Origin of the sequence: Mesorhizobium sp. B2-3-15 (assembly GCF_006442875.1) — a bacterium.
Taxonomy (GTDB): domain Bacteria; phylum Pseudomonadota; class Alphaproteobacteria; order Rhizobiales; family Rhizobiaceae; genus Mesorhizobium; species Mesorhizobium australicum.
Map to the genome: position 1 here is coordinate 144,927 of NZ_VFVO01000012.1, position 26,791 is coordinate 171,717.

28 protein-coding genes and 1 pseudogene are annotated in these 26,791 nt (G+C 64.1%); 8 read left to right on the forward strand and 21 right to left on the reverse strand.

Annotated features, from left to right (window positions below; translation table 11 throughout):
* Nucleotides 1–115: 115 nt before the first annotated feature.
* Entirely contained in the window at nt 116–604 is a 489-nt protein-coding gene (locus FJ954_RS23465; protein ID WP_015316869.1) for an Rrf2 family transcriptional regulator, read from the forward strand.
* Nucleotides 605–686: 82 nt separating this feature from the next.
* Here FJ954_RS23465 and FJ954_RS32115 read toward each other — a convergent pair.
* From FJ954_RS32115 to FJ954_RS23485, 4 genes and pseudogenes are all read right to left on the reverse strand, one after another.
* Nucleotides 687–871: pseudogene (locus tag FJ954_RS32115) on the reverse strand (hypothetical protein); the annotation flags it as partial.
* 68 nt (nt 872–939) lie between these two features.
* Complete coding sequence (locus tag FJ954_RS23475) at nt 940–1,368, reverse strand: cupin domain-containing protein (protein WP_140663463.1); 429 nt, start codon at nt 1,366–1,368, stop codon at nt 940–942.
* A 43-nt stretch (nt 1,369–1,411) separates the two neighbouring features.
* Nucleotides 1,412–2,164 carry an SDR family oxidoreductase gene (locus FJ954_RS23480; protein WP_140663464.1) on the reverse strand — a complete coding sequence of 251 codons (753 nt, stop codon included), beginning with the start codon at nt 2,162–2,164 and terminating at the stop codon, nt 1,412–1,414.
* A gap of 55 nt (nt 2,165–2,219) precedes the next feature.
* Nucleotides 2,220–2,699: a carboxymuconolactone decarboxylase family protein gene (locus tag FJ954_RS23485; RefSeq protein ID WP_015316865.1), complete on the reverse strand. Its 480-nt coding sequence runs from the start codon at nt 2,697–2,699 to the stop codon at nt 2,220–2,222.
* 125 nt (nt 2,700–2,824) lie between these two features.
* On the opposite strand from FJ954_RS23485, the gene FJ954_RS23490 reads away from it, so the two are divergent.
* Entirely contained in the window at nt 2,825–3,802 is a 978-nt protein-coding gene (locus tag FJ954_RS23490) for a LysR family transcriptional regulator (RefSeq protein WP_140617940.1), read from the forward strand.
* Here the strand turns inward: FJ954_RS23490 and FJ954_RS23495 are convergent.
* Nucleotides 3,781–4,380 carry a YdeI/OmpD-associated family protein gene (locus tag FJ954_RS23495; RefSeq protein WP_140663466.1) on the reverse strand — a complete coding sequence of 200 codons (600 nt, stop codon included), beginning with the start codon at nt 4,378–4,380 and terminating at the stop codon, nt 3,781–3,783. The two genes, FJ954_RS23490 and FJ954_RS23495, sit on opposite strands and share 22 nt — an antisense overlap.
* Nucleotides 4,381–4,623: 243 nt before the next feature.
* On the opposite strand from FJ954_RS23495, the gene FJ954_RS23500 reads away from it, so the two are divergent.
* The gene (locus FJ954_RS23500; protein ID WP_140716435.1) at nt 4,624–5,235 is read left to right on the forward strand and encodes a hypothetical protein; all 612 of its coding nucleotides are present in this window, start codon (nt 4,624–4,626) and stop codon (nt 5,233–5,235) included.
* A gap of 24 nt (nt 5,236–5,259) precedes the next feature.
* Here FJ954_RS23500 and FJ954_RS23505 read toward each other — a convergent pair whose 3' ends face one another.
* On the reverse strand, nt 5,260–5,733 hold the full coding sequence (locus FJ954_RS23505) for a cupin domain-containing protein (RefSeq protein WP_140617937.1): 474 nt from the start codon (nt 5,731–5,733) through the stop codon (nt 5,260–5,262).
* A 65-nt stretch (nt 5,734–5,798) separates the two neighbouring features.
* On the opposite strand from FJ954_RS23505, the gene FJ954_RS23510 reads away from it, so the two are divergent.
* The gene (locus FJ954_RS23510; RefSeq protein ID WP_015316860.1) at nt 5,799–6,254 is read left to right on the forward strand and encodes a MarR family winged helix-turn-helix transcriptional regulator; all 456 of its coding nucleotides are present in this window, start codon (nt 5,799–5,801) and stop codon (nt 6,252–6,254) included.
* A gap of 153 nt (nt 6,255–6,407) precedes the next feature.
* A complete protein-coding gene (locus FJ954_RS23515) occupies nt 6,408–7,136 on the forward strand; it encodes an SDR family oxidoreductase (RefSeq protein WP_140663468.1) in 729 nt (242 codons plus the stop codon).
* A gap of 24 nt (nt 7,137–7,160) precedes the next feature.
* Here the strand turns inward: FJ954_RS23515 and FJ954_RS23520 are convergent, their stop codons facing one another.
* Nucleotides 7,161–8,117 (reverse strand): LysR family transcriptional regulator, encoded by a 957-nt coding sequence (locus tag FJ954_RS23520; RefSeq protein ID WP_140663470.1) that lies wholly within the window; start codon nt 8,115–8,117, stop codon nt 7,161–7,163.
* Nucleotides 8,118–8,139: 22 nt separating this feature from the next.
* Entirely contained in the window at nt 8,140–9,045 is a 906-nt protein-coding gene (locus FJ954_RS23525) for a S1C family serine protease (RefSeq protein WP_023775064.1), read from the reverse strand.
* A gap of 246 nt (nt 9,046–9,291) precedes the next feature.
* Between FJ954_RS23525 and yghU the strand changes: the two genes are divergently transcribed.
* Nucleotides 9,292–10,158, forward strand: coding sequence for a glutathione-dependent disulfide-bond oxidoreductase (gene yghU / locus FJ954_RS23530; protein ID WP_015316856.1), 867 nt, complete (start codon nt 9,292–9,294; stop codon nt 10,156–10,158).
* Nucleotides 10,159–10,244: 86 nt separating this feature from the next.
* Here the strand turns inward: yghU and FJ954_RS23535 are convergent, their stop codons facing one another.
* Together FJ954_RS23535 and FJ954_RS23540 are read right to left on the reverse strand one after the other, a co-directional pair.
* A complete protein-coding gene (locus FJ954_RS23535) occupies nt 10,245–10,544 on the reverse strand; it encodes a DUF1236 domain-containing protein (RefSeq protein ID WP_015316855.1) in 300 nt (99 codons plus the stop codon).
* 477 nt (nt 10,545–11,021) lie between these two features.
* Nucleotides 11,022–11,267: a hypothetical protein gene (locus FJ954_RS23540; protein ID WP_140663471.1), complete on the reverse strand. Its 246-nt coding sequence runs from the start codon at nt 11,265–11,267 to the stop codon at nt 11,022–11,024.
* A gap of 211 nt (nt 11,268–11,478) precedes the next feature.
* Between FJ954_RS23540 and FJ954_RS23545 the strand changes: the two genes are divergently transcribed.
* On the forward strand, nt 11,479–12,219 hold the full coding sequence (locus tag FJ954_RS23545; RefSeq protein ID WP_140663473.1) for a sulfotransferase family protein: 741 nt from the start codon (nt 11,479–11,481) through the stop codon (nt 12,217–12,219).
* Between the two features lie 698 nt (nt 12,220–12,917).
* Here FJ954_RS23545 and FJ954_RS23550 read toward each other — a convergent pair.
* Entirely contained in the window at nt 12,918–14,474 is a 1,557-nt protein-coding gene (locus FJ954_RS23550) for a WD40 repeat domain-containing protein (RefSeq protein WP_140663475.1), read from the reverse strand.
* Nucleotides 14,475–14,719: 245 nt separating this feature from the next.
* On the opposite strand from FJ954_RS23550, the gene FJ954_RS23555 reads away from it, so the two are divergent.
* On the forward strand, nt 14,720–14,812 hold the full coding sequence (locus FJ954_RS23555; RefSeq protein ID WP_140617931.1) for a lasso RiPP family leader peptide-containing protein: 93 nt from the start codon (nt 14,720–14,722) through the stop codon (nt 14,810–14,812).
* A gap of 134 nt (nt 14,813–14,946) precedes the next feature.
* On the opposite strand, the gene FJ954_RS23560 is transcribed toward FJ954_RS23555, so the two are convergent.
* The 10 genes from FJ954_RS23560 to FJ954_RS23605 form a co-directional block, all read right to left on the reverse strand.
* Nucleotides 14,947–15,717 carry an exodeoxyribonuclease III gene (locus FJ954_RS23560; protein ID WP_140663477.1) on the reverse strand — a complete coding sequence of 257 codons (771 nt, stop codon included), beginning with the start codon at nt 15,715–15,717 and terminating at the stop codon, nt 14,947–14,949.
* A 4-nt stretch (nt 15,718–15,721) separates the two neighbouring features.
* Nucleotides 15,722–16,366, reverse strand: a complete 645-nt coding sequence (locus FJ954_RS23565; protein WP_140663479.1) for an alpha/beta family hydrolase — start codon at nt 16,364–16,366, stop codon at nt 15,722–15,724.
* 50 nt (nt 16,367–16,416) lie between these two features.
* Nucleotides 16,417–17,553 (reverse strand): tetratricopeptide repeat protein, encoded by a 1,137-nt coding sequence (locus tag FJ954_RS23570; RefSeq protein WP_140663481.1) that lies wholly within the window; start codon nt 17,551–17,553, stop codon nt 16,417–16,419.
* Nucleotides 17,550–18,455: a Ku protein gene (locus tag FJ954_RS23575; RefSeq protein ID WP_140663483.1), complete on the reverse strand. Its 906-nt coding sequence runs from the start codon at nt 18,453–18,455 to the stop codon at nt 17,550–17,552. The genes FJ954_RS23570 and FJ954_RS23575 overlap by 4 nt, the downstream gene beginning before the upstream one ends.
* Nucleotides 18,456–18,772: 317 nt before the next feature.
* Nucleotides 18,773–21,280, reverse strand: coding sequence for a DNA ligase D (gene ligD / locus FJ954_RS23580; protein WP_140663485.1), 2,508 nt, complete (start codon nt 21,278–21,280; stop codon nt 18,773–18,775).
* A 94-nt stretch (nt 21,281–21,374) separates the two neighbouring features.
* The gene (locus FJ954_RS23585; RefSeq protein WP_015316844.1) at nt 21,375–21,599 is read right to left on the reverse strand and encodes a hypothetical protein; all 225 of its coding nucleotides are present in this window, start codon (nt 21,597–21,599) and stop codon (nt 21,375–21,377) included.
* A gap of 112 nt (nt 21,600–21,711) precedes the next feature.
* Nucleotides 21,712–22,860: a GNAT family N-acetyltransferase gene (locus FJ954_RS23590; protein ID WP_246681131.1), complete on the reverse strand. Its 1,149-nt coding sequence runs from the start codon at nt 22,858–22,860 to the stop codon at nt 21,712–21,714.
* 109 nt (nt 22,861–22,969) lie between these two features.
* Nucleotides 22,970–24,190, reverse strand: a complete 1,221-nt coding sequence (locus FJ954_RS23595) for a GNAT family N-acetyltransferase (protein WP_140663489.1) — start codon at nt 24,188–24,190, stop codon at nt 22,970–22,972.
* 9 nt (nt 24,191–24,199) lie between these two features.
* On the reverse strand, nt 24,200–25,501 hold the full coding sequence (locus FJ954_RS23600) for a hypothetical protein (RefSeq protein WP_181177906.1): 1,302 nt from the start codon (nt 25,499–25,501) through the stop codon (nt 24,200–24,202).
* Nucleotides 25,498–26,667, reverse strand: a complete 1,170-nt coding sequence (locus FJ954_RS23605) for a glycosyltransferase (RefSeq protein WP_140663491.1) — start codon at nt 26,665–26,667, stop codon at nt 25,498–25,500. The genes FJ954_RS23600 and FJ954_RS23605 overlap by 4 nt, the downstream gene beginning before the upstream one ends.
* Nucleotides 26,668–26,791 lie beyond the last annotated feature (124 nt).

A 26,791-nucleotide genomic window follows, 5' to 3' on the forward strand; every position in this document is an offset into this window, starting at 1 on the left:
CGCATGCGCTGACGGATCTGGCTCCCGCCAGAATCCGTCTCTGTTTACACCACGGTGGAATAGGGATACTTTTTATCCTTAATAGGTCGGTCGGTACCGGCCCGGGAACCCGTGGATGATCCTGAAAAGCCAAGTCGAATGGGCACTGCACTGCTGCGCCATTCTCGCCGGTCTGCCCGAGGGGCGGTATCTCTCCACAAAAGCGCTTGCCGAGTTCCACGGCCTTCCCAAGGAATATCTCTCCAAGGCACTGCAAAGCCTGTCGCAGGCGGGACTGGTGCACACGACGCTGGGGCCGTCGGGTGGATACCGGTTGGCGCGGACGCCGGCAGAGCTGACCTTCCTCGACATCGTGGAGGCGGTTGAGGGCAAGGCGCGGACGTTTGTCTGCAACAATATCCGCGAGAACAATCCGTGTCGTCCCCAGGGCTATTGCGAAAGCAATCCTTGCCCGGTGGCGCGCATCATGTGGGAGGCCGATGAGGCCTGGCGCGCAAAATTGCGCGCCGTCAGGCTTTCCGACCTCACCGAAGCGTTGGCGCTCGACATCCCCGCGGAGCTTTGGAAAAACAGCTTCGAATGGGTGCTAGAGCGCGCCGGATGAACGTGGCCGCATGACCGTCGCGGGCGGCCGGTCTCCCGTCGCCGGCATGCAGGCGGCTAGCCATGCCCGCATCGTTCCGGGCGCCCGTTATCGACAGCGCCACGCCGAGATAGATGGCGGCGACCACCAGGTCCTGGAGCAGGCGCGCTTCTCGCGGCCTCAGGCGTGCCATGGGACGCCCACGGCCCTGGAAATACCAGACACGATGCCGGCAAGCCCGAGAAGGTTGATCGAGACCAGGGCCAGGAAATGGTGATCGCCGAACATGGGCTCACCGACAGTATTTTGGCTGGCGGCAGGGCCGGACGCGAGGAAGGGCGACCGGCCTTGCGCCCCTATTTCTTGGCCGGATAGGTCAATTCCTTCTGGGCGCTATCGACCACGAACACCGCCAGCAGCTTCGCGGGCTTCGTCTCGCTGCCGTTTTCGCTAACGCTGTGGCGATCACCCGGCATCTCCGAAAAGCTCTCGCCGGCCTTGTAGACCTTGACCGGATCGTCGTTGACCTGGCTGCGGATGGAGCCTTCCAGAACGGTGGCATAGATGAAAGCGGAGCTTGGATGCGTATGCGCCTCCGAATAGCCGCCCGGGCCATATTCGACGAGGATGCCCTTGATGCTCTTGCCGGGGGCATTCGGCAGTTCATGCTCATAGACGAGGGTGACCTTGGCGGCCTTCTCGCCGGCGCGATGGGCCTCCTTGGCTCCAACCGGGCCGGCCAGTGCCGCCGTCAGGGCGAGCGCGATGGCGATTGACTTGATCATTCGAAAACTCCTTTGTGTGTTGAGCTACGGCGCATCCTGGCAGTCATTTCCGCGCCGCGGTGGCGAACCATTGCTCGAAGGTGATGCGGCCAAGGCGCGGATTGTTGTCGGAGACGAGCGAAGTGTCGTTCAGCCTCGCGCCGAAGTAGAGCGCCTCCGGATCAGCCACGACCTCGCGGGGATCGCCGACAGCCTTGAGGTAGCGGGCGACGAGTTCGCTCATGCGCGCACGCTCCGGACCGGAAATCTCGATCATGCCGTTGATCGGCGCGCCGAGCGCGATCCCGGCCATCGCATCGGCGACGTCGTCCGATGCGATAGGCTGCACATAGGCCGGCGACAGGTGCACGGCCTCGCCGACCGTGCCGGACTTGGCGATGCTGGCCACGAATTCCATGAACTGCGTCGAATGAACGATGGTGTAGGGGATGCCGGAGGCCTTGATCAGCTCTTCCTGGACGAGCTTGGCGCGAAAATAGCCGCAGTCCTGCAGGCGTTCGGTCCCGACAACCGAGAGCGCGATGTGGTGCCTGACCCCGGCAACTTTGCCCGCGGCGAGCAGGTTGCGGCCTGAAGTGGTGAAGAAATCCATGGCGGGCTGGTCCTCGAACGAAGGTGAATTGGCGAGGTCGATGACGACCTCGGCGCCAGCCAGCGCCGCCTCCAGGCCTTCGCCCGTGATGGTGTTGACGCCGGTATTCGGGGCGGCGGCAACCACCTCGCAGCCCTGCTTGCGCAGCCGTTCGACCGTCTTGGAGCCGATAAGCCCGGTGCCCCCGATGATGACGATTTTCATGATAGTCTCCGTTCGCGGCCGCGCCGCGTCGTTGCTGGTTTCGTTGAGGGAGAGGTCAGTTCAGGCCGGCCTTGTCGAGGCCGTAGAGCTTGTCCGCGGAGCCGGGCACGGTCTTGAAGGCGACGCTGACACGGTTCCAGGCGTTGATGGCCATGATCGAGAAGGTGAGGTCGGAGATTTCCTTCTCCGAAAGCTGCCCGCGCACGCGTTCATAGAGCTCGTCCGGGATACCGCCTTCGGGGAGTTTGGTGACGGCTTCGGTCCAGGCAAGGGCGGCACGTTCTCGGGGAATGAATAGGATCGATTCGCGCCAGACGGCGAGATGGTACAGCCGCAGCTCGCTCTCGCCGTGGATCTTTGCTTCCTTGACGTGCATGTCGAGGCAGAAGGCGCAGCCATTGATCTGGGATGCCCTGACGTGGACCAGATCGCGGAGCTTCTCTTCGATCGCGCCATGTGTCTCGGCCATGCTGAAATCGAGGAGCTTCTTGAAGAGTTCAGGCGATTGCTGGGCGGCGTTCAGGCGCTGCGTCATGGCTTTTCCTTTTTTGGATATCTTGTGTCCTTAAGGACAATCAATATCCATAATGACTGGACAGTAAAGCGCCACCCGCCTACGATGCGAACATAAGGCTTATGTCGAAAAGTATGAGGGCGAGGATGGACGTCGTATCGGCGTTGCGAACGTTCCTGCGGGTGGCGCAGACAAAATCCTTCTCAGCGGCCGCCATCGACCTCAATCTGACGCAGCCGGCTGTATCCCGGCAGGTCTCCGCGCTGGAATCGCATCTCAAGACGCGCCTCCTGCATCGCACGACGAGCGCGCTCGCCTTGACGGCGGAGGGTGAACGGATGCTGCCGATGGCGCTGCGCGTCATCGAAGCGGTCGAAGCGCTCGGCGAAGCCAGCGGCGCCGAAGCGGCAGCCATATCCGGAAAGGTTAGGCTCAGCCTGCCGACGCCCCTCGGCTTCTTCCTCAGCGACCGTCTGGCAGGGCTGTTGGAGCGCCATCCGGCACTTCAGGTCGAACTGCTCCTTCGGGATGAACCGTCGGACGTGGTCGCGAATGCGATCGATCTAGAGGTACGCCTCGGGCCGGTCTGTGACAGCAGCCTGATCTGCCGCCGGATCGGCTGGACAACAGCCTTTCTCGTGGCCTCGCCAGCCTACATCGAGGGGCGCGACACACCGCGAACGCCGCAAGACATCAAGGATCACTCCTGCATTTGCTACAGCCGTGGCGGGGACGGCCGGTCGTGGTCGTTCTCTAGTGGAGCGGAGGAAGTGGTTCTGCGGATTGAGCCCCGCCTCGTCGCCAACAATTCGATGGCCGTCCATCGCGCGACCCTGGCGGGAGCCGGGCTTGCGGTGCTTTCCCACATCCTCGCCGGATCGGACATCGAAGCGGGCAGGCTGGTCAAGCTGATGCCGGATTTTCCGCCGACGCGCCTGCCGATCAATGTCGTCTACCCGTCCCGCCGGAATATCCCGCTGCGTGTGACAACGGTGCTCGACTTTCTTATCCAGGCCGTCCGCGGCGATGTCTTGATGGCGTCGTCGGCGCCCGTGCGGACAATTCCCGGACCCTTGACCCACACTACCGCGTCTGAAGGCTGCTATTTCTTTCCCTGCGGATAGATCGTCTCGCCGCGCTTCAGCATCGCCACGAAGGCTTCGATCTTCTTCTTGCGCCCGGCTTCGGTCTTCATGTTGTGGGTGCGGAAGGCGAGCGAGAAGCGGTTCTGTGCGCTGAGCTTTTCCAACATCGCCTTGGCCGCCGGCTCGGCATCGATCGCCGCTTGCAAATCATCGGGGATTTTCATCTCCTTGCCGCTGCCATAGGCACGTGCCCAGCGCCCGTCGGCCTTGGCCGCCTCGACCTGTTTCAGCCCGTGCTCGGTCATGCGGCCCTCCTCGATGAGCCGCGCGACATTGTCGATGTTGATCTTGCTCCAGATGCTTTTTTTGCCGCGCGGCGTGTAGCGCTGCAGGAAACTGTTCTCGTCCAGCCCCTTGCGCACGGCGTCGATCCAGCCGAAGCACAGCGCGACGTCGATGGCTTCCTTCGGTGTGATCGACTTCAGTCCCGAGCCTACCTTGTAAACCTTGATCCACACTTCGGTTTCCGTGGCGTGGTGCTGGCCGAGCCAGGTATGGAAACGGGCCGCGTCGGGAAATTCCCTGACCTTTTCGGGATCGACCTTGACCGGAGCCATCAGCGGGCCTGCCGGTTCAGAATTGTTGTCGCTGGGGCCCCTGTCATCTTGCCTCCGTCATCCTGCGGCCCGGCATCATGGCATCACACCCAATTCCCGTCAGCAGTGGAGACGCTGTCATGAAGTTGGAAACACACCATGGATTGCCGCGTTGCGGCTGAAGCGCGCCCGACCAGATGGAGGAGCACGACGCTTCCCCACCGTGCTATAGGACCACAAATGCCACGCGGGGGATATGCCGCAATGAAATCTCTGCTCTTCGGCCTTGCCTTGTTGCTGCCGGGCGTGGCGCTGGCCGAACCGATCGAAACCCGCAAGATCATCACCGCGCTGACCGGCGACTTCAACGGCGACGGCGCTCCCGACCTTGCCATGGTGGTCGAGACCGGCCCGACCGACCCGATGGACATCCATTTCTTCCTCGGGGACAAGGAGCACAATTACCTCAAGCCTGTCGAGATCGTGCGCGAACAGATCGGTGGCGAGTGGAACGGCTACGACCGACCGGGCTACGAGAACTCCAACGCCGAGCCGGAGCTGACAATGCTGCCCAACGGGTCGATCAAATTCCATCTGCCGGCGCCGGAGATCGGCAGCGAGCGCACCAACCAGACTCTGACCGTCGCCTACCGCAACGGCGCCTTCATCGTTGCCGGCTTCGCCTACGATTCCGATGATTACCTGCAGGAGAATGCCGCCAGCGCCTGTGACTACAATGTGCTGACCGGCAAGGGCACCAGCTCGAAGCAGCAGCCGGACGGCAGCACGAAGCACAAGACCGTGTCGGCGGAAGGCAAGACCATCGCATTCCGGGACTGGAACTCGGGCGACGCCTTCGCTGCTTGCCAGGAATAATGGCTCGCTGGGCTTCGGCCGGCATCAGGCCGGTGGCGGCATTGCCGGCGTCAGGCCGTGACGGCGCATGATCTCCATCATCGCAGCTTTGTCGGGCGGCCCGCCGGCAGCGGCGTTAAGCAGACCGAATGCCTCGCGGAAATAGTCCGGGCCAATTGCCGCCGGCGTGATGACGCACAGCGTCTTGGCATCCCGGGTGCCGTTATTGTCGAAGCGGTGGACGGCGCCGCGTGGAATGCACAGCGCCTCCCCCGGCCCAACCTCGATCGGCTTGCCGTTCACGGTCCAGGTCAAAACCCCGTCAATGCCGTAGATCGTTTCCTCGTAATGGTCGTGGCTGTGCGCCGGCGCGGGCAAGCGCTGCGCGCTTGGCACCATCAGTTCGAAAGCGGCGACGCTGCCGTTCGAATTTTCGCCCGACACCAGGAAACGGACCGACAGCCCCTTGGTGCCGATGGTTTCATCGGCTGGGTTGACCCCAGGATTCATGGATGACATTGCGCAAACCCCTCCGGTAAATTACATTTACTAGCTATCAGTAAATTCAATTTACCGGATCGTCAATGGCCACCTCCACCGAAGTTCTGCAGACCAAGACCGAGGATCTTTTGATCGGCGCCCTGCTGCGCGTGCCAGCCCAGGCGATCCAGCGCCGGCTGATCAGGGAGCTCAATGCCGCCGGCTTCGACGAACTGCGTCTGCCGCATATGGCCGTGCTGCAGTTTCCCGGCCCGGACGGCGCGCGGCCCGGCACGATCGCCGAGCGTGCCGGCATGAGCAAGCAGGCCATCAACCAGCTGCTCACCAGTCTGGAAGGCTACGGCTATCTCGTCCGCTCCGACGGCGAAGGCAGCGCGCGCGTGGTGCGGTCCACCGAGCGCGGCCACGCCGCTTTCTGGAAAATGGTCGACATATTGCGCGACATCGAGGAGGACTGGCGCACCGAACTTGGGCCGAAGCGCTTCGCCGAACTTAAGGCGCTCTTGTTCGCAGTCTGGGATAGCCCGCTGGCCCGTTGACCAAGCTCCGGCCATCGAGGCAATCGGGTTTCCAATCCGCACGGCGTCGGACCAATCGGCATCTCCGATAGCACCATCGGTTTCTTCCGTTTCCCCTCACCGCATCGAGCTGCCAATTCCCTGCCCTTGTCCAACCAACGAAGGCAGAGCGGAATGAGCATTTCGAACCAGAGAATCCTGATCGTCGGCGGCGGATCCGGCATGGGCCTCGCGCTTGCAAGGCGCTGCCTGGCAGCCGGGGCCGAAGTCATCATCGCCGGGCGCGGCGAGAACAGGCTGCGGCAGGCGCGTGAGGCGCTGGGCAATCCCGCAGGGCTGGGGATGGCCACTGTCGACATTACGCGGGAAGACCAGGTCGGGGCGTTGTTCGCCGGGATCGGCGGCCTCGACCATATCGTCAGCACCGCCGCCGACATCGAAGGCGCCTACCGGCTGCTGCCGGAGCTCGGTCTCGAGGCGGCGCAACGCGTGGTCGACAGCAAGCTCTTCGGCCCGCTGCTGCTTGCCAAGCATGGTGCGCCACGGTTGGCAGTGGCTGGATCGATGACCTTCGTCTCCGGCATCGCCGCCTACCGGCCGGCCGCGCGCGGCTCGGTCGTCGCCGCCGTCAATGCCGCGCTCGAAGGGCTGGTGCGGGCGTTGGCCATAGAACTCGCGCCGCTCCGCGTCAACGCGGTGTCACCCGGCTGGGTCGATACCGAAATTTGGGCGCAAGTGGCGGGCGACAGGAAGGCAGACACGCTTGCGGCGATGGCCGAGCGGCTGCCGGTCGGCAGGATCGGCCAGCCCGAGGACATCGCCGACGCGATCGCCTTCCTCATCGGCAATGGCTTTGCCACCGGCACGACGCTCCACGTCGAGGGCGGACATCGTCTCGTCTAAAACGGACGGCTCTGCGAAATGCTGTTAAAGCAGGGCCTTGGAGCGGCTTGAGGATTCAGCGTCTGAACTGGCTTTCGAGGATGCCGGCGCCTGCATGTCGCGCGCGGCGGCGAGCAGTCGGCGCAATGCCGGCGGCTGGACGCGCCGACGCCGCCAGATCATCGTCAGCGGCGCCGCCTGTTCCGGGCCAGGCCAAGGCAGTTCGATCAGCTCACGACGCTTGAGCGCGTCGCTGACGGCCAGACGTGGAATGAGGCCCAGCCCCGCGCCGGCCGCCACCAGCCGGGCAATGGCACCGATGCTGCCGACTTCGGCGGCAAGTTCAGGCGTACCAGTGCCCGCCTCGGCAAAGGCGGTGTCGAACATGTGCCGGTAGATGCATCCAGGCTCCGTTGCCACGAAGCGCAGCGCGGCAAGGGCGGCCAGGTCGCACGGAACCGGCTTCTGCCCCGGCGCGGTGACCAGCGCCAGCGGTTCGGCCAAAATCGTGCGCCTGGCGAAGCGCTGATCGGCGCCGCCGTTGGACATATCGCGGCGCTCGAAACAGAAGGCGACATCGATGTCGCCCTCCTCCAGCAGGCGCAGCAGCGCGCCGCTATCAGTCACTTTCATGCGCACGGCGATATCAGGACAACTGGCCTGGAACCCCGGCAGCCAGGGCGCCAGCCGGGCCGAGGCGATCGTCTCCAGCGCGCCGATGGTCAGCGCTCCGCTGGTCTGTCCCGCCGCCGCGAGCACCGCCGCCCGCGCTTCGGCATCGAGCCGCAGCAGTTCCTCGGCGATGGGCTTCAACGCCAGTCCCGCCGAGGTCAGTTCCAGGCCCGACTTCAAGCGCGTGAACAAGACAGCGCCCAGCTCGGCCTCCAGCGACTGGATCTGGTCGCTCACACTCGACTGGGCGAGATGAACCGTCTCGGCGGCGCGCGTGACGGTACGGCAGCGCGCCACCACGAGGAAGGTCTTGAGCAGTCTTGGATGCATCGGCTGGCCGAAATCGCCCGGCCTACTGCAGCTGCGGCTTTTTCAGGAAACTGCCGCGGTCGGCGGATTTCACACGCAGCCACGTTTCGCGGCCATCGCGCACCACCCGCATCGGGATCTCGGCACCGGCCGAACCGCTTTCCCACAGCTTGCGATAGAAATCGGCGAGCCCGTCGACCGCGCCGTCACGGACCTCGGAGATGACGTCCCCTTCGCGCAGGCCGGCCTTGGCGGCCGGGCCGCCCTCGGTCACGCTCATCACCACCACCTTGCCGTCGCTTTCGGCCGACAGCGCCCCGAGCCACGGGCGCGGCGGCTTAGCCACCTGGCCACGCGTCAGCAGGTCGTCGAGGATCGGCGGCAACAGGTCGATCGGCACCACCATGTTGATATCGGCCACCTCGCCGGCGCGGCTCATCTGCAGGCGCAGCGAACCGATGCCGAGCAGTGCGCCCTCGGCGCTGAACAAGGGCGCGCCGCCCCAGGACGGATGCGCCGGCGCGATGAAGATCGCCTCGTCCAGCAGATACTCCCAATAGCCGGCGAATTCCTGCTTGGTGACGATCTTGGCCTCGACTGCCCGGCCGATGCCGTCGGCAAGCACCACCGCGTCGCCAATCCTGGCCTTGCCGGCATCGCCCAGCGCCACGGCCGGCAGGCCGGTCGGCGCCAGCGCCTGGACGAGGCCAAAGCCTGATTCCTGGTCGTAGGCCAGCGCATGCGCGGGAATGACACGGCCGTCATGCGAGGTCAGCCAGACCTCTTCCGCCTCGGTGATGAGATAGCCGATGGTCAGCACCAGCCCGTCATCGCGGATGACGACGCCGCTGCCTTCCCTGAGCGTACCGAGGGCCCCGGCCGTGAAGGCATCCTCCGGAACGGTCGCCCGCACGGCAACCACGGAGCGCGGATTGGGATTGATGGTCATGATTTTGTCCTGCGATGCGAATGCCTGGCGGCTTGCTGTATAGGTATGCCACGCGGGAGAAGGCGCAAGGGGTGAGAACGGTGGCCATGGACCACGAAGCCAATCACTTGGCCTTTCGAGGTTCGAACGCCCGGCAGGACAATGCGGCGGCCCAAGATTAACATAGTTCAACACAAGTTGAACTTCCCCCTCCACAGCCCTACCTATAAACGCCTATCCATCCTTCCCACGACACGAGGCCGCGCAATGACCGAATACACCCCGCCGAAAGTATGGACCTGGAACAAGGCCAATGGCGGCACCTTTGCCAGCATCAACCGGCCGATCGCCGGTCCGACGCATGACAAGGACCTACCCGTCGGCAAGCACCCGCTGCAGCTTTATTCGCTGGCGACGCCGAACGGCGTCAAGGTAACGGTGATGCTGGAGGAGCTTCTGGCGCTTGGCCACAAGGGCGCCGAATACGACGCCTGGCTGATCCGGATCAACGATGGCGACCAGTTCGGCAGCGGCTTTGTCGAGGTCAATCCCAATTCCAAGATCCCCGCCCTGATGGATCGCAGCGGCAAGACCCCGCTGCGCGTCTTCGAATCCGGCTCGATCCTGGTCTATCTCGCCGAAAAATTCGGTGAATTCCTGCCCACTGAACAGCCGGCCCGGGCGGAAGTGCTGTCCTGGCTGTTTTGGCAGATGGGTTCTGCGCCTTATCTCGGCGGCGGTTTTGGCCATTTCTACGCCTATGCGCCGGAGAAGTTCGAATACGCCATCGACCGCTTCTCGATGGAGGTGAAGCGGCAGATGGACGTACTCGACCGCCGGTTGGCCGAGGTCGAGTATCTCGGTGGCAAGGATTATTCGGTCGCCGATATGGCGGTCTGGCCCTGGTATGGCGGGTTGGCGCTCGGCCGGATGTACAATGATTCCGCCGAATTCCTGTCGGTTCAGGATTACAAGCACGTTCAGCGCTGGGCAAAGGCGATCGACGAACGGCCGGCTGTCCAGCGTGGCCGCATGGTCAACCGCGCCTTTGGCGAACCGTCCATGCAACTGCACGAACGCCATGACGCCAGCGACTTCGACACCAGGACGCAGGACAAGCTGGCCGCCGAGTAAATTCTGGAGAACTGGCGGGCGACAAGCAAAAAGCCCATCACCGGATTAAATCGGTGATGGGCTTTTTGCTTGATGCATGAGACGGATCAGTGAAGAACTTCCACGATCTGACGGGTGTCCGGGTCGACCAGCACGGTCTGATCGTTGATCACCGCAACGCGATACTTGACATTGGGGACCTCGCGCAGTTCGACCTTGTCCGGCACGGACGAGCCGAGCTTGAGCTCGACGCCCAGAAGGTTCACCGACGCCAGCGGCTCCTTCTTGATGTATTCGCGAACCACCGTCTCCTGTTCCGGCTGGACCACGATCGTGTCCGCCAGGGCCGCTCCGACGCCGCCCAGCAGGACGATGGCAGCCGCGGCGCTCGTAAGATAATGTTTCATAACAACCTCCATGATTTGGTATTTCGCTCCGCCTCAGGGAAAACTCTCACGCAACTGGGAGGTTCCATCCTTGTTTGTGAAATAAATGTGGCGCGAAACCAGAAACATGCCACATTTTATTATGCACACATGTAAAGATAAGCACCGGTATGCTTTGCTTTTCTGAAGAAACTTCTTCTAATTTGCGGAAATAGCAAAAGCATCGCGCGTTGCAGCGCAAGCAATGTCGCCTCTTTCTCGGATTACCCGCTCCTTGGGAACAACTAACGTATAGCGGAGAGTGTCGTTCCAAATGCTCTACCGGGCCTCCAAAAAAGGCCCGCCCTGCCGGGAGCAGAACGGGCCTTCAACGGACCGGTGGAGGTGGCGCCTCACCGATCGCGGCAGGAAAAACGCACGCATCACAGCTTCGTTCCACCGGCCGCCGCGATTTGGCGGAAGGTGCGCAACGCTCGATACCGGAGCGGGAGCTCTTCGTCAGAATCGGACGCCGTCCCGATGGAGCGGCGGCACCGGGTTGACTGCATCCGGGCTCATCGCGACGTCTTGCGCGCGCCTGTAGATCAGCCCCACGACGAGCACGAAATAGCCGACCTGCAGGACGACCAGGACCACCACTGTCCAGCCAAGCGCCACCCAGAACGAACCGGTAGCAATATAGGTCCACACTGCGACAACGATCGTGGTCGCCGACATCCCGACGAGAAAAGACCCAAAATACATCGACCATCAAGATCGCCGAACCGATTCCGGTCCGGCGACTCCCTGCCCATCTCCACACCCGCGCACAGGCTTTCATTATTTTAGCAACTACGCAAGTATGGCGTCCGCCTAGGCATCCATGTAGAAGTTTGTTGCGGGGCGGCCCCGGCAGGAGCAGTTTGATGCTCACGGACCGCGATATCAGGGAAAAGAAGTCCGGTGGGGATTGGAAATGACGCTCAAGCTTATCGGCGCCGGTTTCGGCCGCACCGGCACATGGTCGACCTTTGCAGCGCTTAACAGGCTCGGCCTGCCCTGCTATCACATGCAGGAAGTGATCATGAACAAGGCCAATAAGGGCCATCTTGATTTCTGGCGCGCGGTGGCCAACAGCCCGCCCGGCACCCAGCACGACTGGAACCGCGTGTTCGCAAGCTATACGGCCACCGTCGACAATCCAGGCTGCTGCGTCTGGAAGGAATTGATGGCTGCCTACCCCGACGCCAAGGTGCTGCTGACATTACACCCACGCGGCGCCGAGGCCTGGTATGAAAGCACCATCGACACGATCTACTTCACCGAGAACCTGTGGCAGTTCAAGGTCCTGGAATGGCTCACACCGTTCGGCCGCAAGTTCGGCGACATGTCGCGCAAGCTCATCTGGGGCCGCACATTGGCCGGCGTCATGGGTGACCGCGACAAGGCGGTTGCCCGCTACGCCAGCTATGTCGACGAAGTGAAAGCAGCCGTGCCGCCGGAAAAGCTGCTGGTGTTCAACGTCAGCGAAGGCTGGGGGCCGCTCTGCCATTTCCTCGACGTCGCCCAGCCAAACGAAACCTTCCCCAACCTGAACGACCGCGAAACGATCAAGAAGATCATCCGCGACATCATCAAAGGCTCCTACATCATGCTGGGGCTGACGATGGCCGCCATCGCGGCGGTGATCGCGGCATTGTGGTGGTGGCTGGGGTAACGGCAAGCCCAGGCAGTTCGATCCCTTGCCTGCATGGAGCGGTCAAGTTTTTCGCTCCGAAACAAACGACCTCAAGAGCTACCCGCAGCTACCCGCTTTCACGCGGGCAGGCTGGCTGGCAGCGGCTCTCGCCGGAATTTTGCGCTTGTCTTTGCCTGCCGGGCAGCCACCAGCCCATGCCTGTCCGAGCAGGCTACCGTTCTTGAACCTGGCGGCGAGGCCGGGTGATCATATCTCGATTGGATAAAATAGCGGAACGTCCAATGGACATTGCCGGAACCGAACGGGGCCTCTCGGACTTTCGGGTGCACGAAACAAGACCTTGGTCCTACAAGGAAAACCGATCAGTTCGATCCGCAGGCGCGCAGCCTATCGAGTCAGATAGCGACGCAACGTCCCCGGTCAATCCATGGACCAGCACTTTGCCATACTGCGTTGCCACCTCGCCAAGCCGTCTGGCGGTTGGCCGATCATACCGGCTTACAATGCCGGGCCTTGCAGCCCCTGCCTATTCCGCTTTCGCGGAAGTTTCCGAGGTTTGGGCGATGTGCGATGGTGTTGTTGCGGCGGTACGAGCCGCCCTGGTTGGCGCGGGCGCCGAGCACACCCCAACAATGCGCCCCCCCGTCCGCGTCGACCATGGCAAGCGCCCGGTTACTTGACCAGCGTCCATGCCCCGGCCCAGCCTCTCCAGGCATTCACCCCGGCGCCCCTCCAAACAGCACGACGCCGTCACCACCGGCCGCCGGCCAATCCCTGATGGTGCGGTCGGAGCCGCCGGTCAGCACCGTGCCATCGGCGGCGAAGGCGACGGCGTAGATCGGTCCGGTCTGGCTGTCGAACATGGCGATCTGATTCCCACTCGCCATGTCCCACAGCCTTGCTGTGCCGTCGAGTGATCCCGACAGCAGGCGTTTGCCGTCGGCCGATAGCACCAGTGCGTAAACCGTGCCCTCGTGGCCCTCGAAGCGCTTCACCTCGCGGCCGCTGTCGACGTCCCAGACCTTGATCGTCAGGTCGCCGCTACCGGTGATCAGATGATGCCCGTCGGCGGTGAAGACGGCGCCATAGGTGCCTTGCTCATGGCCGTGCCAGCTGCGCAACTGCTTGCCGCTGTCGATGTCCCAGAGTTTCAGCGTCCCGTCGATGCTGCCCGAGAGGGCCTGCTTGCCATCGGGCGAGACGGCGACCGCGCTGATCGACCAGTCGTGGCCGGTCAGCACATGCAGCACGGACCCGTTGACGAAGTCCCAGATAATGACGTTGCCGGTGTCGTGCCCGCTGACGGCGCGCCTGCCGTCCGGGCTGATCGCCAGCTTGTTGACGCCACCATTCTGGCCGGATTGGAAGACGTGCAGCACCGCGCCGTCGGCGAGTTTTCGCTGCACGATCTCACCGTTGTCGCCGGCCGTCAGCGCACTGACGCCGTCGGGCATGTAGAGCGCGGTGCGCGCCATGTCCTTGTGAACGCCGAGATTGCGCATCAGGTGCTTGCCGCCCATGTCCCAGAGCTTGATCGTGTGGTCGGTGCTGGCGCTCATGATCGAACGCCCATCCGGCGCCACCGCCAGCCAGACGACCGCATCGCGATGGCCGTCGGGCTGCGTTGGTGCCGCCGGCGGCGACGGCGGCAACGGCGCCACCGTCGGCGGCGGAATGACCGTGACCTCCGGCGGCATCGGGGCCGTAGACGCCGGCGGAACAGCAGGCTCGGCCACCGGCGGAGCTGGTTGCACCGGCAAAGCCGGCGGGTTTGCAGCGGCTGGCGGCGTGGCCGCCTGCTCGGGCGGCAGGGCCGGCGGCAAGGGCGGTGTCCGAGCAACCGGCGCCGGCGATTCCGGCTTTGGCACGGATTCCATGGGCGGCGCGCTGGCGACATGCTCGCCACCCTCATGCGGCCGCCACGAGCCGAACCCGTCGCCAAGCAGCGCCAGCAAGACAACCACTGGCAGCACCAGGAAAGTTTGGCGCAGGCGTGGGCGGCCCGCCGGCTCCAATTCGGCGTCCCTGCCGAACAGCGGCACCCCGGCCGCGTGCACGGGCCGGCCGGGCAATTGGCCCGCCAGGAACAGCAACGCACCGATGAAACAGGCAAGTGCCGCCGCCGAATATGCCGCCGGCCGCAGCATGGCAACGTCGAGCCCGGCAAGGCCACGCCCGGCCAGGATGTCGATCAGCGGATAGACCTGGGCCAGACAGGCAGCCGCGACCACGGCCAGGACAAGCGCCAGCACCTTGTCAGCCAACCTGTTCATCGCGCCCTCCGCCCGCCGATCTGGACAAGATTATCAGCGTCGGTGGATGCCGCAAAGCGCCGCTCTTGTTTCCTGCCCTGATGTATACCGATCGCAGGATTCGGATTTGCGCCAGGGCACCCGGCCTCCTGGAGCCCAGAGTCCGCGATGCTTCGGTGGGATAACCTCGACTATCGCCCTCACAACATTGACAGATGACCGTAATGTGTCACTATCGCGACGGGATATAGTGGAGAGCTTGCACTATGAAGAAGATTTATGAACGACCCGTCCTGGTCAAGAAGGGTAATCTGAAGTCGGTCACGGCCGGGCCCTCGGCGCCGATACTGCCGGGCTGATTTCAGTACCCGGAACATATCCGCCAATAATGTTGGGGGCACTGTCCGATCGGCAGGCAGGGATGCTCTGTCTTTCTTGAGGCCGTGACAGCGTTGCCGTCGCGTGGTTTACGCGACGACTGTCGCGACGGCCTTCACCCCAATTCCACCCAGACCGGCGCGTGGTCGCTGGCGCCGTCCTGTCCGCGCACGTCACGATCGATGCCTGCCGCCTTGAGCTTGCGCACCAGCGTCGTCGACAACAGGATATGGTCGAGCCGCAGGCCCGCGTTGCGTGGCCAGCGGTTCCGTCGGTAATCCCAGAAGGTGTAGAGCGTCTCCTTCGGGTATTTCTTGCGCAACGCATCGGTCCAGCCTTGTTCGAGCAGCGCGGCGAAGGCGGCGCGGCTTTCCGGCTGCACCAGCGCGTTGTCGTCATAGGAGCGTGTGGCGTAGATGTCGCGCGGTTCGGGCACGATGTTGTAGTCGCCGGCCAGCACTACCGGCAGGCCGGTGTCGATGAGCTGTTCGGCATGCGCTTCCAGCCTTGCGTGCCAGGCGAGCTTGTAGGTGAATTTCGGCCCCGGTTGCGGGTTGCCGTTGGGCGCATAGAGACAGGCGATGACGATGCCGTTCACCGCCGCCTCGATGTAGCGGCTCTGCCGGTCGGCATCGTCGCCGGGCAACACATCGCGGGTCAGCACCGGCTCGGCACCGCGCGCGAGTATGGCGACGCCGTTCCAGGTCGGCTCGCCTTTCCACACCGCGCCATAGCCGGCATCGGCAAGCGCGGTACGCGGAAACTGTGTGTCGCGCGCCTTCAGTTCCTGCAGGCAGACCACATCGGGTTTTGCGGAGCCGAGCCACGACAGCAGGTTGTCCAGCCTGCTGTTGATGTTGTTGATGTTGAAGCTGGCGATCTTCATTGGATCAGGGCGCGATCCTGCCCATCCAAGCCTTCACCGTCTCCGCCAGCGTCGTCAGATGATCCGCGGTAGAGAAACCCGAAATACTCTTGCGCGGCTTCAAATCATGGTCGCCGTCCTCCAGCCAGATCACTTCGATGGCATCGGAAAGGTTGTAGGTCGCGACCTCGTCCTTGGTGCCGAACTCGTCGCGCGTGCCTTGGAAGATCAGCGTCGGCGTCTTCAGCCCGGTGAGATGTTTTGTCCGCAATTGCTCGGGCTTGCCAGGCGGATGGAAGGGATAGCCGAGGCAGATCAATCCTAAGATCTCGCCCTTGGAAAACATCTCCTCGGCAATCATCGAGGCGACGCGCCCACCCATCGACTTGCCGCCGATGATGAGCTTGCCCGTTACACCCTTCGCCCTGAGGTCGGCGATCGCCTTGATGTATTCCGGGTTCACAGTTTCGGCACGCGGCGGCGGCTTGCGCTGCCCGTAGCGGCGCGCGGCCATATAGTGGAACTCGAAGCGTGCGACCTGGAAGCCCGCGGCGGCGAGCGCCTTGGCGGCGGCTGTCATGGAGGGAGAGTCCATTGAAGCGCCGGCGCCATGGGCAAGCAGGATGGTGACGGGAGCGGTCTCGTGGCCGTCAAAGAGGAAGCTGGTCATGGGTGTCTTCCTCATGAAGGCCGAGTTCCCGGTGTTCAAGCGCAAACATTTCAGCCCGCCGACTTCTGCGCCAGCTCCATATCCACGAACTGCACGCCTTTGGCGGCGACCCCGGCCCACTCGGACTTGGAGTCGAGTTCCAGATAACGAGACCACAGCCGCCGCGCCTCAAGCAGATTGCCGGCGTCAAACTCCAGCCGCGCCAGATTGAACACCGGGTCGGCATAAGTCTTGTCGAGCGCGATCGCCTTCTGCAAATGCCTTCGCGCCGAAGCGTCGCGCCCTTGCTCGCTCATCAGCCCGGCCAGGTTGAACCAGGCTTCGACGAAGACCGGATCGAGCTTGATCGCCCTGGCATAATCATGCGCGGCTTCCGCCACGCGCCCGGACCCGCGCAAACAGTTGGCGCGGTTGAAGGCGGCGATGGCGTCGGTGGGATCGATGGCGAGGCAGCGCTGGTAGAGTGCGGCGGCCCCGTCATGGTCGCCGCCCTCCTCGGCGGCTTCCGCCTCGGCGAACAAATCTTCCAGCGTGTCGTCGCCTTGTGCCGCGGCGCCGAGATCGAACAGCAGCTGCCCGTCGAGCTCGCTCTGGCCGCCTTCGAGGTAGATCGCGTCGGGGCGGCCGTGCTGCGAGCCGACATTGAGCGACTTGGCGGTCAGCGAAGCCACCGGGCCGGAGCGGTGGACGGAGCGCGCGATCGCGCCCCATGTCGCGCCCCCGGCGATCAGCCCCGCATATTTGCGCGCCAGGATCAGGTCGCGGAAGGAAAAGGGCTCGCCATCATGCTCGAAGGCGTCGAACAGGCTGAGCCTGTCGAGATCGGCGCCGGACAGCTTTGACTGATCGATCAGCGATTGGCGCGACAGCGAAGAGGCCTCGGGCGCCTTCATCAGCCCGAGCAGCCGCAGGAAACCGTTCTCGCTCATGAGAATGCGCCCGGCCGCGCGCTCGGCGCCAACGCGACGTTCGATCTCGCTATCGCTATTTTTGGTGAGTCCGGCCTTGGTCAGTCCCGCCTTGACCAACAATGCGCGTCCGAACACGACATGCGTAGTGCGGCGGGTGACGCCGCGCCTGAGCTGGCCGTGCTGGCGCTCCACCTCGCGTGTGGCAAGCCTGAGCGGAAACGCCGCCAGTGCGCCGATCGTGCCGAAGACAGCGCCCGGAACGGCCGGAGCCGTCATTTCTTGCTCTTGCCGACCGCCTTGAGCAGGTTGGCCTTGAGCGGATTTTCAGGCGCACCACCCGCGGCCGCCTTCTTCGCGGCGGGCTTGGCGGGCTCGTCGGCCTTGCTCTTCGACTTGGCCGGCGGCTTCGACTGAGACAGGCTGGCCTTCAGCGCATCCATCAGGTTGATGACGTTGCCGCGCTCCGGTGCCGCCGCGATGATCGGCTTGTGGCCCTTCAGCTTCTCGCGGATCATCGTCATCAGCGCGACCTCGTAGCGGTCCTCGTAATTCTTCGGATCGAAGGTGGTTTCCTTCTGCTTGATCAGCGCTTCGGCAAGCTGCAGCATTTCCGGGTCAGGCTTGCCGGCTGGAATGTTGCCGAAATATTCAGCCGTGCCACGCACTTCGTTCGGGTTCCTCAACGTGCACACGAACATCCCGTTCTCGCGCGCGCCGATCGTCACCACGCGCTCGCGGCTGGACAGCACCAGCCTGGCGATGGCGAGCTTGCCGGATTTGCGCATCGCTTCGCGCAGCACGGCGAAAGTCTCTTCCGCCATCGCCCCGTCCGGCGCCATGTAATAGGGCGCGTCCTGATAGATGACGTCGACCTCGTCCTCATCGACGAAGGCCTCGATGTTCATCGTGTGGTTGGATTCGATGCGCACCGCGTCGAGGTCGGTATCGTCAATGATGATGTACTGCTTGTCCTCGTACTCGTAGCCCTTGACCAGATCCGCCCGCTCGACGAGCCCCAGTTCAGGGTCGACCGGCTTCATGTTGATGCGGTTGTGGGTCTTCTTGTGCAGCTGGTTGAACGAGATGCGCTCGCTGGCGCTGGTGGCGGGATATAGCCGCACCGGACAGCTGACGAGACTGAGTTTGAGGTAACCCTTCCAACTTGCCCTGGGCGCCATGATGAACTCCTACGCGGCCATGCACTGACTGTTACTTCGCAGCGCTTCGTCCGAAGGACGAACAAGGCTGCGCAAATCCTACACCGACCCCGCACAATACCGACAAATCCCTGACGAAATCTTCCCGCCGGGGCTGCGAGAGGACCGGCGACAAGATAATTCAAATTGTCGAAAGCGTCGATGGCGTTTGAGCCGACACGCCGGCGACCACAGCGAACGCTCCACGCTTCGTCATCCTAGGGTCTTCGCGACGGAGCTTCGCTCCTGCTTCGCCCTAGGATGACGAAGTTCAGGAGCCCTGGTCGTCGAAGGGTGCCTCAAAGCCCGTTTACCTTTCCCGAGACCACCGGCAAATCCCTGGCGAAGTCGTCGATCTCAGCCCACGGATCGCCCGACGTCTCCAGCAACCCCGGCAGCGACGCATAATTTAAATCCTGCGGTGCATCGATCGCCTCCAGATCGGCCCAGCTCACCGGTGTCGAGGCCGGCAGGTTGGTGCGGGCGCGCAGCGAATAGGGGGCGGCGGAGGTGTGGCCGCGCGCGTTGCGGTGATAGTCGATGAAGATGCGCCGCTTGCGGTTTTCCTTGCCCATTGTGGTGGTGAAGGTGTCGGGCGCGGTGGCCGCTAGATGCGTTGATATGGCGCTGGTTGCCTGATGCAGCTTCTTCCAGTTCTGCTTTTGCGTCACCGGCACGGTGATGTGGATACCGCTGCCGCCGGAGGTTTTTGCGAACGGCACCAGGCCAAGCCCCTCCAGCTCGCCCTTGATGTGCACGGCGGCCTCCACCACCTCGCGCCAGGAAATCCCCTCGCCCGGGTCGAGGTCGAGGACGATCTGGTCGGGCTTGTCGAGGCTCGAGCGATGCGTGCCCCAGGTGTGGAACTCGACGACGCCGAACTGCGCCAGCGCCAGGTATCCTTTCGCGCCCTCGACCGAGAGATAGGACTTGGTCTCGCCCTCGGAATTGGTCGCCTGGAACGTCACCACCGAAGGCGGCATGCCGGTGAACGCATGACGCTGGAAGAAGCAGTCCTTGGGCAGGCCGGTCGGGCAGCGCACCAGCGACACCGGGCGGCCAAGGATGTGCGGCAGCATGAAGTCGCCGACCAGCGCGTAATAGACGGCGATGTCGAGCTTGGTCGGGCCGGTCTTGCCGAACAGCCGACGCGTCGGGTTGGTCACCCAGATGGTGGCGAGGTCGGCCTCGGAGATCAGCCGTTTGCGCTTGGCCGACACCGGCGTCGACAGGCCGACATCCCTGAGGCCCCGGAACACACCGTGGCGCAACGAATTGTCCGCGGTTCGGTTGGCAAAATGGATGCGCGCCGAAAACAGCGGCTTGACCCAGTGCATCTCGCGCATGATTTCGCGCGGCACGCCTTCCGGCGGCGTGGCGCCGGATGTGAGCGGCCCAAGCCGGGCCAGCAGGTCGGCCGCGGTCCCGGCATCGAAGCCGGTGCCGACCTTGCCGCGATAGTGCAGTTCGCCGTCCACCCACTCGGCCATGCCGAGCGCGGCCAGCCCCTCGGCCGCGTCCGAAATGGTGTAGCCGGCGATGACGAAATCGTCCTTTTCGAGCGCCTTGGTCTTGGTCCAGCTCTTGGTGCGGCCGCTCTGATAGATCGCGGTGGCGCGTTTGGAGACCACGCCCTCCAGGCCGAGTTCCGTCACCTGGTCGTAAAGCGCTTGCCCGGAACCCTCGACATGGTCGGAGAACTGGATCGCGGAGTTGGCGCCAAGCCCGCCAAGCAGTTCGGCCAACAGCGCCTTGCGCCGGATGAGCGGCACCTTCATCAGGTCCCAGCCGTCGAGATGCAGCAGGTCGAAGGCGTAGAAATGCAGCTTGCTGCCGGCGCCCGCTGCCAGCGCGTCCTGCAACAGCGCAAAGCGGGAAATGCCCTTGGCATCGAGCACGACGATCTCACCGTCGACGATCGCCTCGCGGCACGGCAGCTTGGCGAACGCATGTGGCAAGTCGCCATAGCGTCTCGTCCAGTCGATGCCACCGCGCGTGATCAGCCGCACCTCCCCGTCGGAGATATGCGCCATGGTGCGGTAGCCGTCGAATTTGATCTCGTGCAGCCAGGGCTCGTTCGTATTCTCGGCAAGGCCTTCGCCGCCCGGCGGCTTCGGCACCTGGCTCGCCAGTTGCGGCTCGATGCGGCTCAGCGCTGGCGCCTTGGCCGCGCCCGGCAGGTCGCTCGGCTTCAGCGAACCGGGCTTTGGCGCGGACTTCGCGGCCGGCTTAGGTGGCGCTGCCAGCTCCTCGATGCGCAGGCCGGATTTCACGCTTTCCGGCCGCGCTTCGAGGATATTCAGCCCCGTGTCGGCGGCGAGGTCGCGCTCCTTGAACAGCAGCCAGTTCTTCTTGTTCTCGTCTTCGCCGGGCTTTGGCTTCAGCCGGGTCAACATCCAGCCGCCATTGAGCTTTTCGCCGGCCAGCCGGAATTTGAAGGCGCCGGTGCGCAGGCTTTTGTCGACGTCGTCCATCGGCGCCCAGCTGCCGGTGTCCCAGACGATCATCGGCCCGCCGCCATATTCGCCTTCGGGAATGACGCCCTCGAAATCGATGTATTCGAGCGGATGGTCCTCGGTCTCCACCGCCAGCCTTTTGTCGGCTGGGTTGAGCGATGGCCCGCGCGGCACCGCCCAGCTTTTCAAGACATCGCCAACCTGCAGGCGCAGATCGTAGTGGTCCGCCGTGGCGTGATGCTTATGGATGACGAAGCGGTTGCCGCCCCCAGTCATCAGCCCGCCGGCCGGCTCCGGCGTCTTCGAGAATTCGCGCTTGGCGCGATAGGATCCGAGCTTGGCGGGCGGCATGTCAAAAGCCGAGCCTGGCGGAAACCAACAACCGCCTTGTTCCTTCGCGCCGTGGGGCGCTACCCTGGCACCGCTCGCGATTTATCACGTGGTCTCAGTCGTCCGTCGCCGGCGTCAGCTCCAGCTCGGCCGGCGACAAACCCTGCTGCAACTGGCTCAGCCGGAACTCATCCACCCAGTAGGCCTCGCCGTCGACCAGCACGCGCGCACTGTAGGTGCCGCCTGAGAAACGCTGCGCGGTGACGTAGACCTTGTGGCGGTCAAGTGCCTTGCGCACCGCGGCGCGCTTGGAGTTCTGGCCGTTCACGGCAGTGGACATGCGCTTCGCCCTCGGTCGCCTGACACGGAACTCGGCCGCTTTTGGCGGCCCGGCGACTGGCCCCAAGGATGGCGGAGACACGCGCGCCTGTCAATTTCGCGGGCGGCGTCCTTCAGGTCTTCAACCGCCGGAAACGGCGCATCACGCCCTGCACGGCCTTGTAAAGCCGCGGCTTGGAGCGCACAAACAGCTCGGCCTTGCAGCGCAGCCTGATATAGGCGGTCGAGCCCCTGCCCTTCAGCGTCATCGCCTCGCACAGTTCGGCCAGCACCGAGTTCGAGGCGCCGATATGCTGCTTGTATCCCTGTCCGCCGACCGAGAGGTCGAAATAGCCGAGCCCTTGCGCCCGTGCCCACACCATCAGCTTGCCGATCATCGTCAGGCCCGGCGCGACGTTGGCCACCGCGTCCTGGTCGATCCCGAGCAGCAGGGCGTGCAAGGTGCCCTTCATGACCAGCACGTACATGACAGCGAGATAGGCCTGGCCGACGCGCAGCCCGAACAGCCGCACCGAGCCGTCGGAAAGCCCCTGCAGCGCGGCGTTGCGGTAGAACTCCACGATCGGCGCCTGCGTCAAAAGGTCGAAGCGCCCGAGTTCGCGAAAGCGGTTGAGCCTGAGGTCGAGCAGCCTGCCGAACTGCTCCTCGATCATCTCAGGCGTCTCGGCTTCGACCAGTGCGAGGCCTCCGAGTTGTTCGAAGCGGCGGCAGTGCTTGTTGAAATTCTTGGTGAACGAGGATTTGCAGATACGCTTGACCAGCGTCTCCGGCTCGCCATCCATGACCAGACCCGAGGCGATCTGAATGGAGTCGCGCGCCGCCGAAAGCAGCGCCAGCGGATTGGCCACGCCGTGGATTTCCCGCGGAATCCCCGCAATATGGATGCGGTCGGCCGGCGGCAGCACGGCGCGGACCGCGGCCCAGGCGGCGTCGGCGTTTTGCCTGGTCCAAGGCCTGGCATCGGCCAGCAGCGGCGCCGAATAATCGCACACCCCGCAGCTCAGCCATTCGATCACGGAGTGGCCGAGCGCCCGGCGCCGCATCAGCGGCAGCAGCATGACATGCGCGCCCGTGGCGGCATCATTGACCTCGACGACGAGCAGCTCGGCGCTTTTGGGCATCAGCCGCCCGGCGATCCCTTCCACCCAGGCAAGGCCCTGGTGGCCGGTGCACAAACCGGTCTCCTCAAGACGCTGCCAGAGCTGCCTTACGGTGTCGAAGCTGGTGTGCAGCCGCGCCGTATAGCGCGCGGTGGCGCCCATGCCTGCTCTAACCGGCGAAATCGGTTGAACCGGTGCATCCGCTGTCGCGACCAACCGCACTGCCTGGCTTGCCACATGCCTCTCCCATTCGTTCTGGGGCGCATGGGCATTATCCACGCAAGCGCCGAAAACCCCGCATTGTTCCCTGGACCGCGTTGAGCAGCCTTGGGCTGGAGCGTACGAAAGCCTCGATCCGCCTGCGGAACTCGATGGCGGTGGTCGCCACACTGCCCCGCATCGTGAACCCATGGCAGAGTTCGACCAATACCGAACCCTTGGCGCCCATATGTTCCTTGTAGCTCTGGTTGCCGACCGACAGGTCGAAATATCCAAAGCCTCGTTCGCGCGCCCAGCCGATCAACCTGCCCATGATTGCAAGCCCCGGCGAGACATTGGGCACGACGCCCTGGTCCATTGCTATCAGCAGAGCATGAACAGTCCCTTGATGCACGAGCAGATATTGAACCGCGATCAGAGCCTCGCCGACGAGCAGCCCGAAAAGCCGCACCGAACCGTCCAACAGGCCCTGAACAGCCGCGTTCCGGTAAAATTCGACGATGTTCTCCTGGGTCAGCAGATCGAAGCGACCAAGCTCGCGAAAGCGGTCGAGCCGCATCCGCACCAGTTCGCCGAAGATACGGTCAACCTCGGCCGGCGCCCCGGCCTCGACCAGTTCCACGCTGCCAAGCCGTTCGAGGCGGCGCCAGTCCTTGCCGAATTCCTTGACGAAGGATGGCCTGCAGAGACGCTTGAGCACTGTTTCGGGATCGCCGTCGATGGCGAGGCCGAAAGTGGTCTGGATGGAATCGCGTGTGGCCGACAGCAAGGCCAGCGGATTGGCGACGCCCTGAATCTGTCGGGGAATCCCCACGATGTGGACGCGGTCCGCCGGCGGCAGCGCCGAGCGCACCGCCGCCCACGCAGCCTGCGCGGATTGTCGCGCCCACGGGCTGGCATCGGCCAGCAGCGGTGCCGAATAGTCGCAGACGCCACAGCTCAACCATTCGACCACCCAATGATGGAAGGCCCTGCGCCGCATCAGCGGCACCAGCATCCTGGGTTCGCCAGTCGTGGCGTCGCCCACCTCGACGATGAGGAGTTCGGCGCCTTCCGGCAGCAGCCGCGTGGCGATCCCTTCCGCCCAGGCGTAATTCTGGTGGCCGGTGCACACACCGCTTTCCTGGAGGCGCAGCCAGAGTGGCCTGACCGCCTCGAGGCTGGTGTGCAGTTTTGCCGTATAGGCGTCGTTCGCCGCGACGGAGGTGGGATGCGAGACCTGCCCGCCAGGCAAGTCGGTCATCGCGGCAATTTGCACTGCGTGGCCTGTCACATCCTTCTCCTATCGCTTGACCGCGGCGAACGAAACCGCCCGTCGCCAGGAGCCCAGGCGGCTGTCGCGCTGCTGGTCCGGGTGTTCGATGTTCCACATGCGGTGATGCACGAAATACCATGATGCCACGAGCACGAAGATCTCGGACACCGCCGAACCCAGCAGCGCCCATGGCGGGGAGGCGATCGACAGCAGGATGGCGATCAACGCCAGCCCGACGATGGCGCCGCCCAGGGTGATGAAGGCGACGATGCGGAAGTCACCCATTATCTCGAGCACGATGCGGGGCATGATGTAGAGCATGATCGGAACGAAATTCGCGATCACGAAAAACCCGATGAATCCCACCGACGCGTCCTGGAGAGCCTGGGACTTTATCATCGGCAGGACGAACAGGATGGCGCATCCATAGACAACCGCGCCAACGCCCATGACAACGGCCCACAGCTTTGCCTGCGCCCAGACACGGCGCGTTTCGTTGTTGCGCATCAGCTTGGCGAGTTCGGGCTGCGTCATGTTCACGAAGGCAAGACTGCTGATGCGCAGCGGCGCGAACAGCACCAGCACCGCCGCCAGCGGCGCATAGGCGGCCGGCCCGGCAATGCCCGCGACCAGCAGCGCCAAGCATTGCCCCTGGATGTTGGTGGTGGTGGCGCTGAATGCCGACCAGCAGAGCTGGGACCACAGCCTAGCATAGCGCCGCCGTGTCGGCATGCGGAAGCTGATGCGCATCGTGCGGCGCGCCAGCCTGACCAGGACGAAGATGCCAAACACATTGGCCGCCGCAAGCGCATAGAACACGGTCTGCAGCGCGTCCTTGGCCAGCCAGATCGCCAGGCCGGCCATGACCGTGCCGGCGATCGTGAAGGCGGCATCGCTGACGGAAACGATCACCTGCTGGCGGCGCGCGAAGAAGGCCGTGCGCATGTGGCTGCGCAGCGACCATGCGCCGACGAAACAGCCCGCGGCAATTCCGCTGGGGTCGCCCAAGAGACGCATCACGATCGCCGTGCCGACGGCCATCAGCAAGGCAACAACCAGCGCCGCCGTCCCGAAGGCAACGTCATAGGCATCGACGCCGGCGCTGTTGGTGCTCTTGCCCATCCATATCGAGGCCGGAACGGCGGTGAGCGACCTGATGTAGGACAGGCCGACGCCGCCCATCACCATGCCGATGGCAAAGAGGCCGTAGCCTTGCGCCGAAAGCATGTGCAGCAGCGCGATGTTGAGGGCGAAGTGGAAGCCGCTCTGCATCGCCTCGCCGCCGATCATCAGCACGAGACGCCGCACCAGATGGCCAGGAAGTTTCACGGCCGTGTCTCCGCCTGGCGGGCGGTTGCCGCCCGCCCCGGCCTCGCGATGGGTGTCTTCAGCTTGTCGGCGGCTATCGCCGCGATCGCCGCCGCCGCGACCGGTTCGCTGAAGACCGCCTCGTAGCGCGCCCGCCCGGCAGCGACAAAGGAGCGCCAGGCCTCGGGCCGCAGGATGATCTCCTCGAGTTTGGCTGCAAGGGCGGCGGCATCGCCGGGCGGAACATGCCAGCCGGTCTCACCGTCGCTCACCACCTCGACCAGCCCGCCGATCGCCGACACCAGCGGCGGCCGGCCATAGGCCATCGCCTCGATGGCGACGCGGCCGAGCGACTCGGGACGCCGCGAGGGGACGGTGACGATATCGGCCCAGCGATAATGCTCGGAGGGATCGGGGATGAAGGGCAGCACGCTGACGCGTCCGCCGAATCCCATGCTGCCAACCAGTTCGGCGAGCGCACGTTCGCGCTCGGTACTTTCGAAGGCGCCGCCGACCAGCCGCACCTCGATCCTCGACTTGAGTTCCGCCGGCAACGAGGCGATCGCCTCCAAGAGCACTTCCTGGCCCTTGATCCTGTTGATGCGGCCAAGCAGCAGCACCTTGAGCGGCCGCTTGCCGTCATAGGTCGTCGCTTCGGCCGCGGCCGGGCCGGCAACGCCGTTATAGACCACATGGGAGCGCGCGGATCTAGGCTCGCCGAACGCGGCGCGCGTGGCGCGCGAGTTGAAGATGAGATCGGCATGGCTCCAGTGCATCAGGCCAACAAGGATCCTGCGCATGGCGCCTTCGGGAATTTCGTGGATGTGCAGCACGGCCTTGTGCGGCAGCAGGCGCGCGGCCAGCGCATAGTCGGCCACGATCGAGGTGTTGACATAGGTGAGATCGCAATCCCGGAGCCGCCGCCAGGCCCTCAGCACCGCGACCGGCAGCCGCGCCATCTCGATGGTGGCAAGGCGCGCAATCGCCTGGCGCCTCAGCACCCAGAGCGGCTCGAAGACGATCCGGGTCGCATGCGGTTCGAGGATCCGCACGATCGGTCCGCTGCGCGGCAGGACGACCTCGATATCGGCTGAAGGAAACGCGGCGCGCAACGCGGCGACGCTCTCCGCGAAGCTGCGATCGGAACCATAGAGTTCATAGCCCTGATGGACGCATGCAATCCACATATTCCCATGCATCTTTCTGCCAGGGGTAGTTTGACGATCCCGCCGCCTGACAGAACAGGCGACTGGAGACTTCAAGCCCAACACCCCTTTGGACTTCACTTGTTGCCGGCATGGTGACGAGCGG

Excerpts from the sequence above, each read along its gene's own strand:
- FJ954_RS23465 (WP_015316869.1), top strand. The coding sequence starts at position 116 with ATGATCCTGAAAAGCCAAGTCGAATGGGCACTGCACTGCTGCGCCATT.
- FJ954_RS23475 (WP_140663463.1), bottom strand. The coding sequence starts at position 1,368 with ATGATCAAGTCAATCGCCATCGCGCTCGCCCTGACGGCGGCACTGGCC.
- FJ954_RS23480 (WP_140663464.1), bottom strand. The coding sequence starts at position 2,164 with ATGAAAATCGTCATCATCGGGGGCACCGGGCTTATCGGCTCCAAGACG.
- FJ954_RS23485 (WP_015316865.1), bottom strand. The coding sequence starts at position 2,699 with ATGACGCAGCGCCTGAACGCCGCCCAGCAATCGCCTGAACTCTTCAAG.
- FJ954_RS23490 (WP_140617940.1), top strand. The coding sequence starts at position 2,825 with ATGGACGTCGTATCGGCGTTGCGAACGTTCCTGCGGGTGGCGCAGACA.
- FJ954_RS23495 (WP_140663466.1), bottom strand. The coding sequence starts at position 4,380 with ATGGCTCCGGTCAAGGTCGATCCCGAAAAGGTCAGGGAATTTCCCGAC.
- FJ954_RS23500 (WP_140716435.1), top strand. The coding sequence starts at position 4,624 with ATGAAATCTCTGCTCTTCGGCCTTGCCTTGTTGCTGCCGGGCGTGGCG.
- FJ954_RS23505 (WP_140617937.1), bottom strand. The coding sequence starts at position 5,733 with ATGTCATCCATGAATCCTGGGGTCAACCCAGCCGATGAAACCATCGGC.
- FJ954_RS23510 (WP_015316860.1), top strand. The coding sequence starts at position 5,799 with ATGGCCACCTCCACCGAAGTTCTGCAGACCAAGACCGAGGATCTTTTG.
- FJ954_RS23515 (WP_140663468.1), top strand. The coding sequence starts at position 6,408 with ATGAGCATTTCGAACCAGAGAATCCTGATCGTCGGCGGCGGATCCGGC.
- FJ954_RS23520 (WP_140663470.1), bottom strand. The coding sequence starts at position 8,117 with ATGCATCCAAGACTGCTCAAGACCTTCCTCGTGGTGGCGCGCTGCCGT.
- FJ954_RS23525 (WP_023775064.1), bottom strand. The coding sequence starts at position 9,045 with ATGACCATCAATCCCAATCCGCGCTCCGTGGTTGCCGTGCGGGCGACC.
- yghU (WP_015316856.1), top strand. The coding sequence starts at position 9,292 with ATGACCGAATACACCCCGCCGAAAGTATGGACCTGGAACAAGGCCAAT.
- FJ954_RS23535 (WP_015316855.1), bottom strand. The coding sequence starts at position 10,544 with ATGAAACATTATCTTACGAGCGCCGCGGCTGCCATCGTCCTGCTGGGC.
- FJ954_RS23540 (WP_140663471.1), bottom strand. The coding sequence starts at position 11,267 with ATGTATTTTGGGTCTTTTCTCGTCGGGATGTCGGCGACCACGATCGTT.
- FJ954_RS23545 (WP_140663473.1), top strand. The coding sequence starts at position 11,479 with ATGACGCTCAAGCTTATCGGCGCCGGTTTCGGCCGCACCGGCACATGG.
- FJ954_RS23550 (WP_140663475.1), bottom strand. The coding sequence starts at position 14,474 with ATGAACAGGTTGGCTGACAAGGTGCTGGCGCTTGTCCTGGCCGTGGTC.
- FJ954_RS23555 (WP_140617931.1), top strand. The coding sequence starts at position 14,720 with ATGAAGAAGATTTATGAACGACCCGTCCTGGTCAAGAAGGGTAATCTG.
- FJ954_RS23560 (WP_140663477.1), bottom strand. The coding sequence starts at position 15,717 with ATGAAGATCGCCAGCTTCAACATCAACAACATCAACAGCAGGCTGGAC.
- FJ954_RS23565 (WP_140663479.1), bottom strand. The coding sequence starts at position 16,366 with ATGACCAGCTTCCTCTTTGACGGCCACGAGACCGCTCCCGTCACCATC.
- FJ954_RS23570 (WP_140663481.1), bottom strand. The coding sequence starts at position 17,553 with ATGACGGCTCCGGCCGTTCCGGGCGCTGTCTTCGGCACGATCGGCGCA.
- FJ954_RS23575 (WP_140663483.1), bottom strand. The coding sequence starts at position 18,455 with ATGGCGCCCAGGGCAAGTTGGAAGGGTTACCTCAAACTCAGTCTCGTC.
- ligD (WP_140663485.1), bottom strand. The coding sequence starts at position 21,280 with ATGCCGCCCGCCAAGCTCGGATCCTATCGCGCCAAGCGCGAATTCTCG.
- FJ954_RS23585 (WP_015316844.1), bottom strand. The coding sequence starts at position 21,599 with ATGTCCACTGCCGTGAACGGCCAGAACTCCAAGCGCGCCGCGGTGCGC.
- FJ954_RS23590 (WP_246681131.1), bottom strand. The coding sequence starts at position 22,860 with ATGGGCGCCACCGCGCGCTATACGGCGCGGCTGCACACCAGCTTCGAC.
- FJ954_RS23605 (WP_140663491.1), bottom strand. The coding sequence starts at position 26,667 with ATGTGGATTGCATGCGTCCATCAGGGCTATGAACTCTATGGTTCCGAT.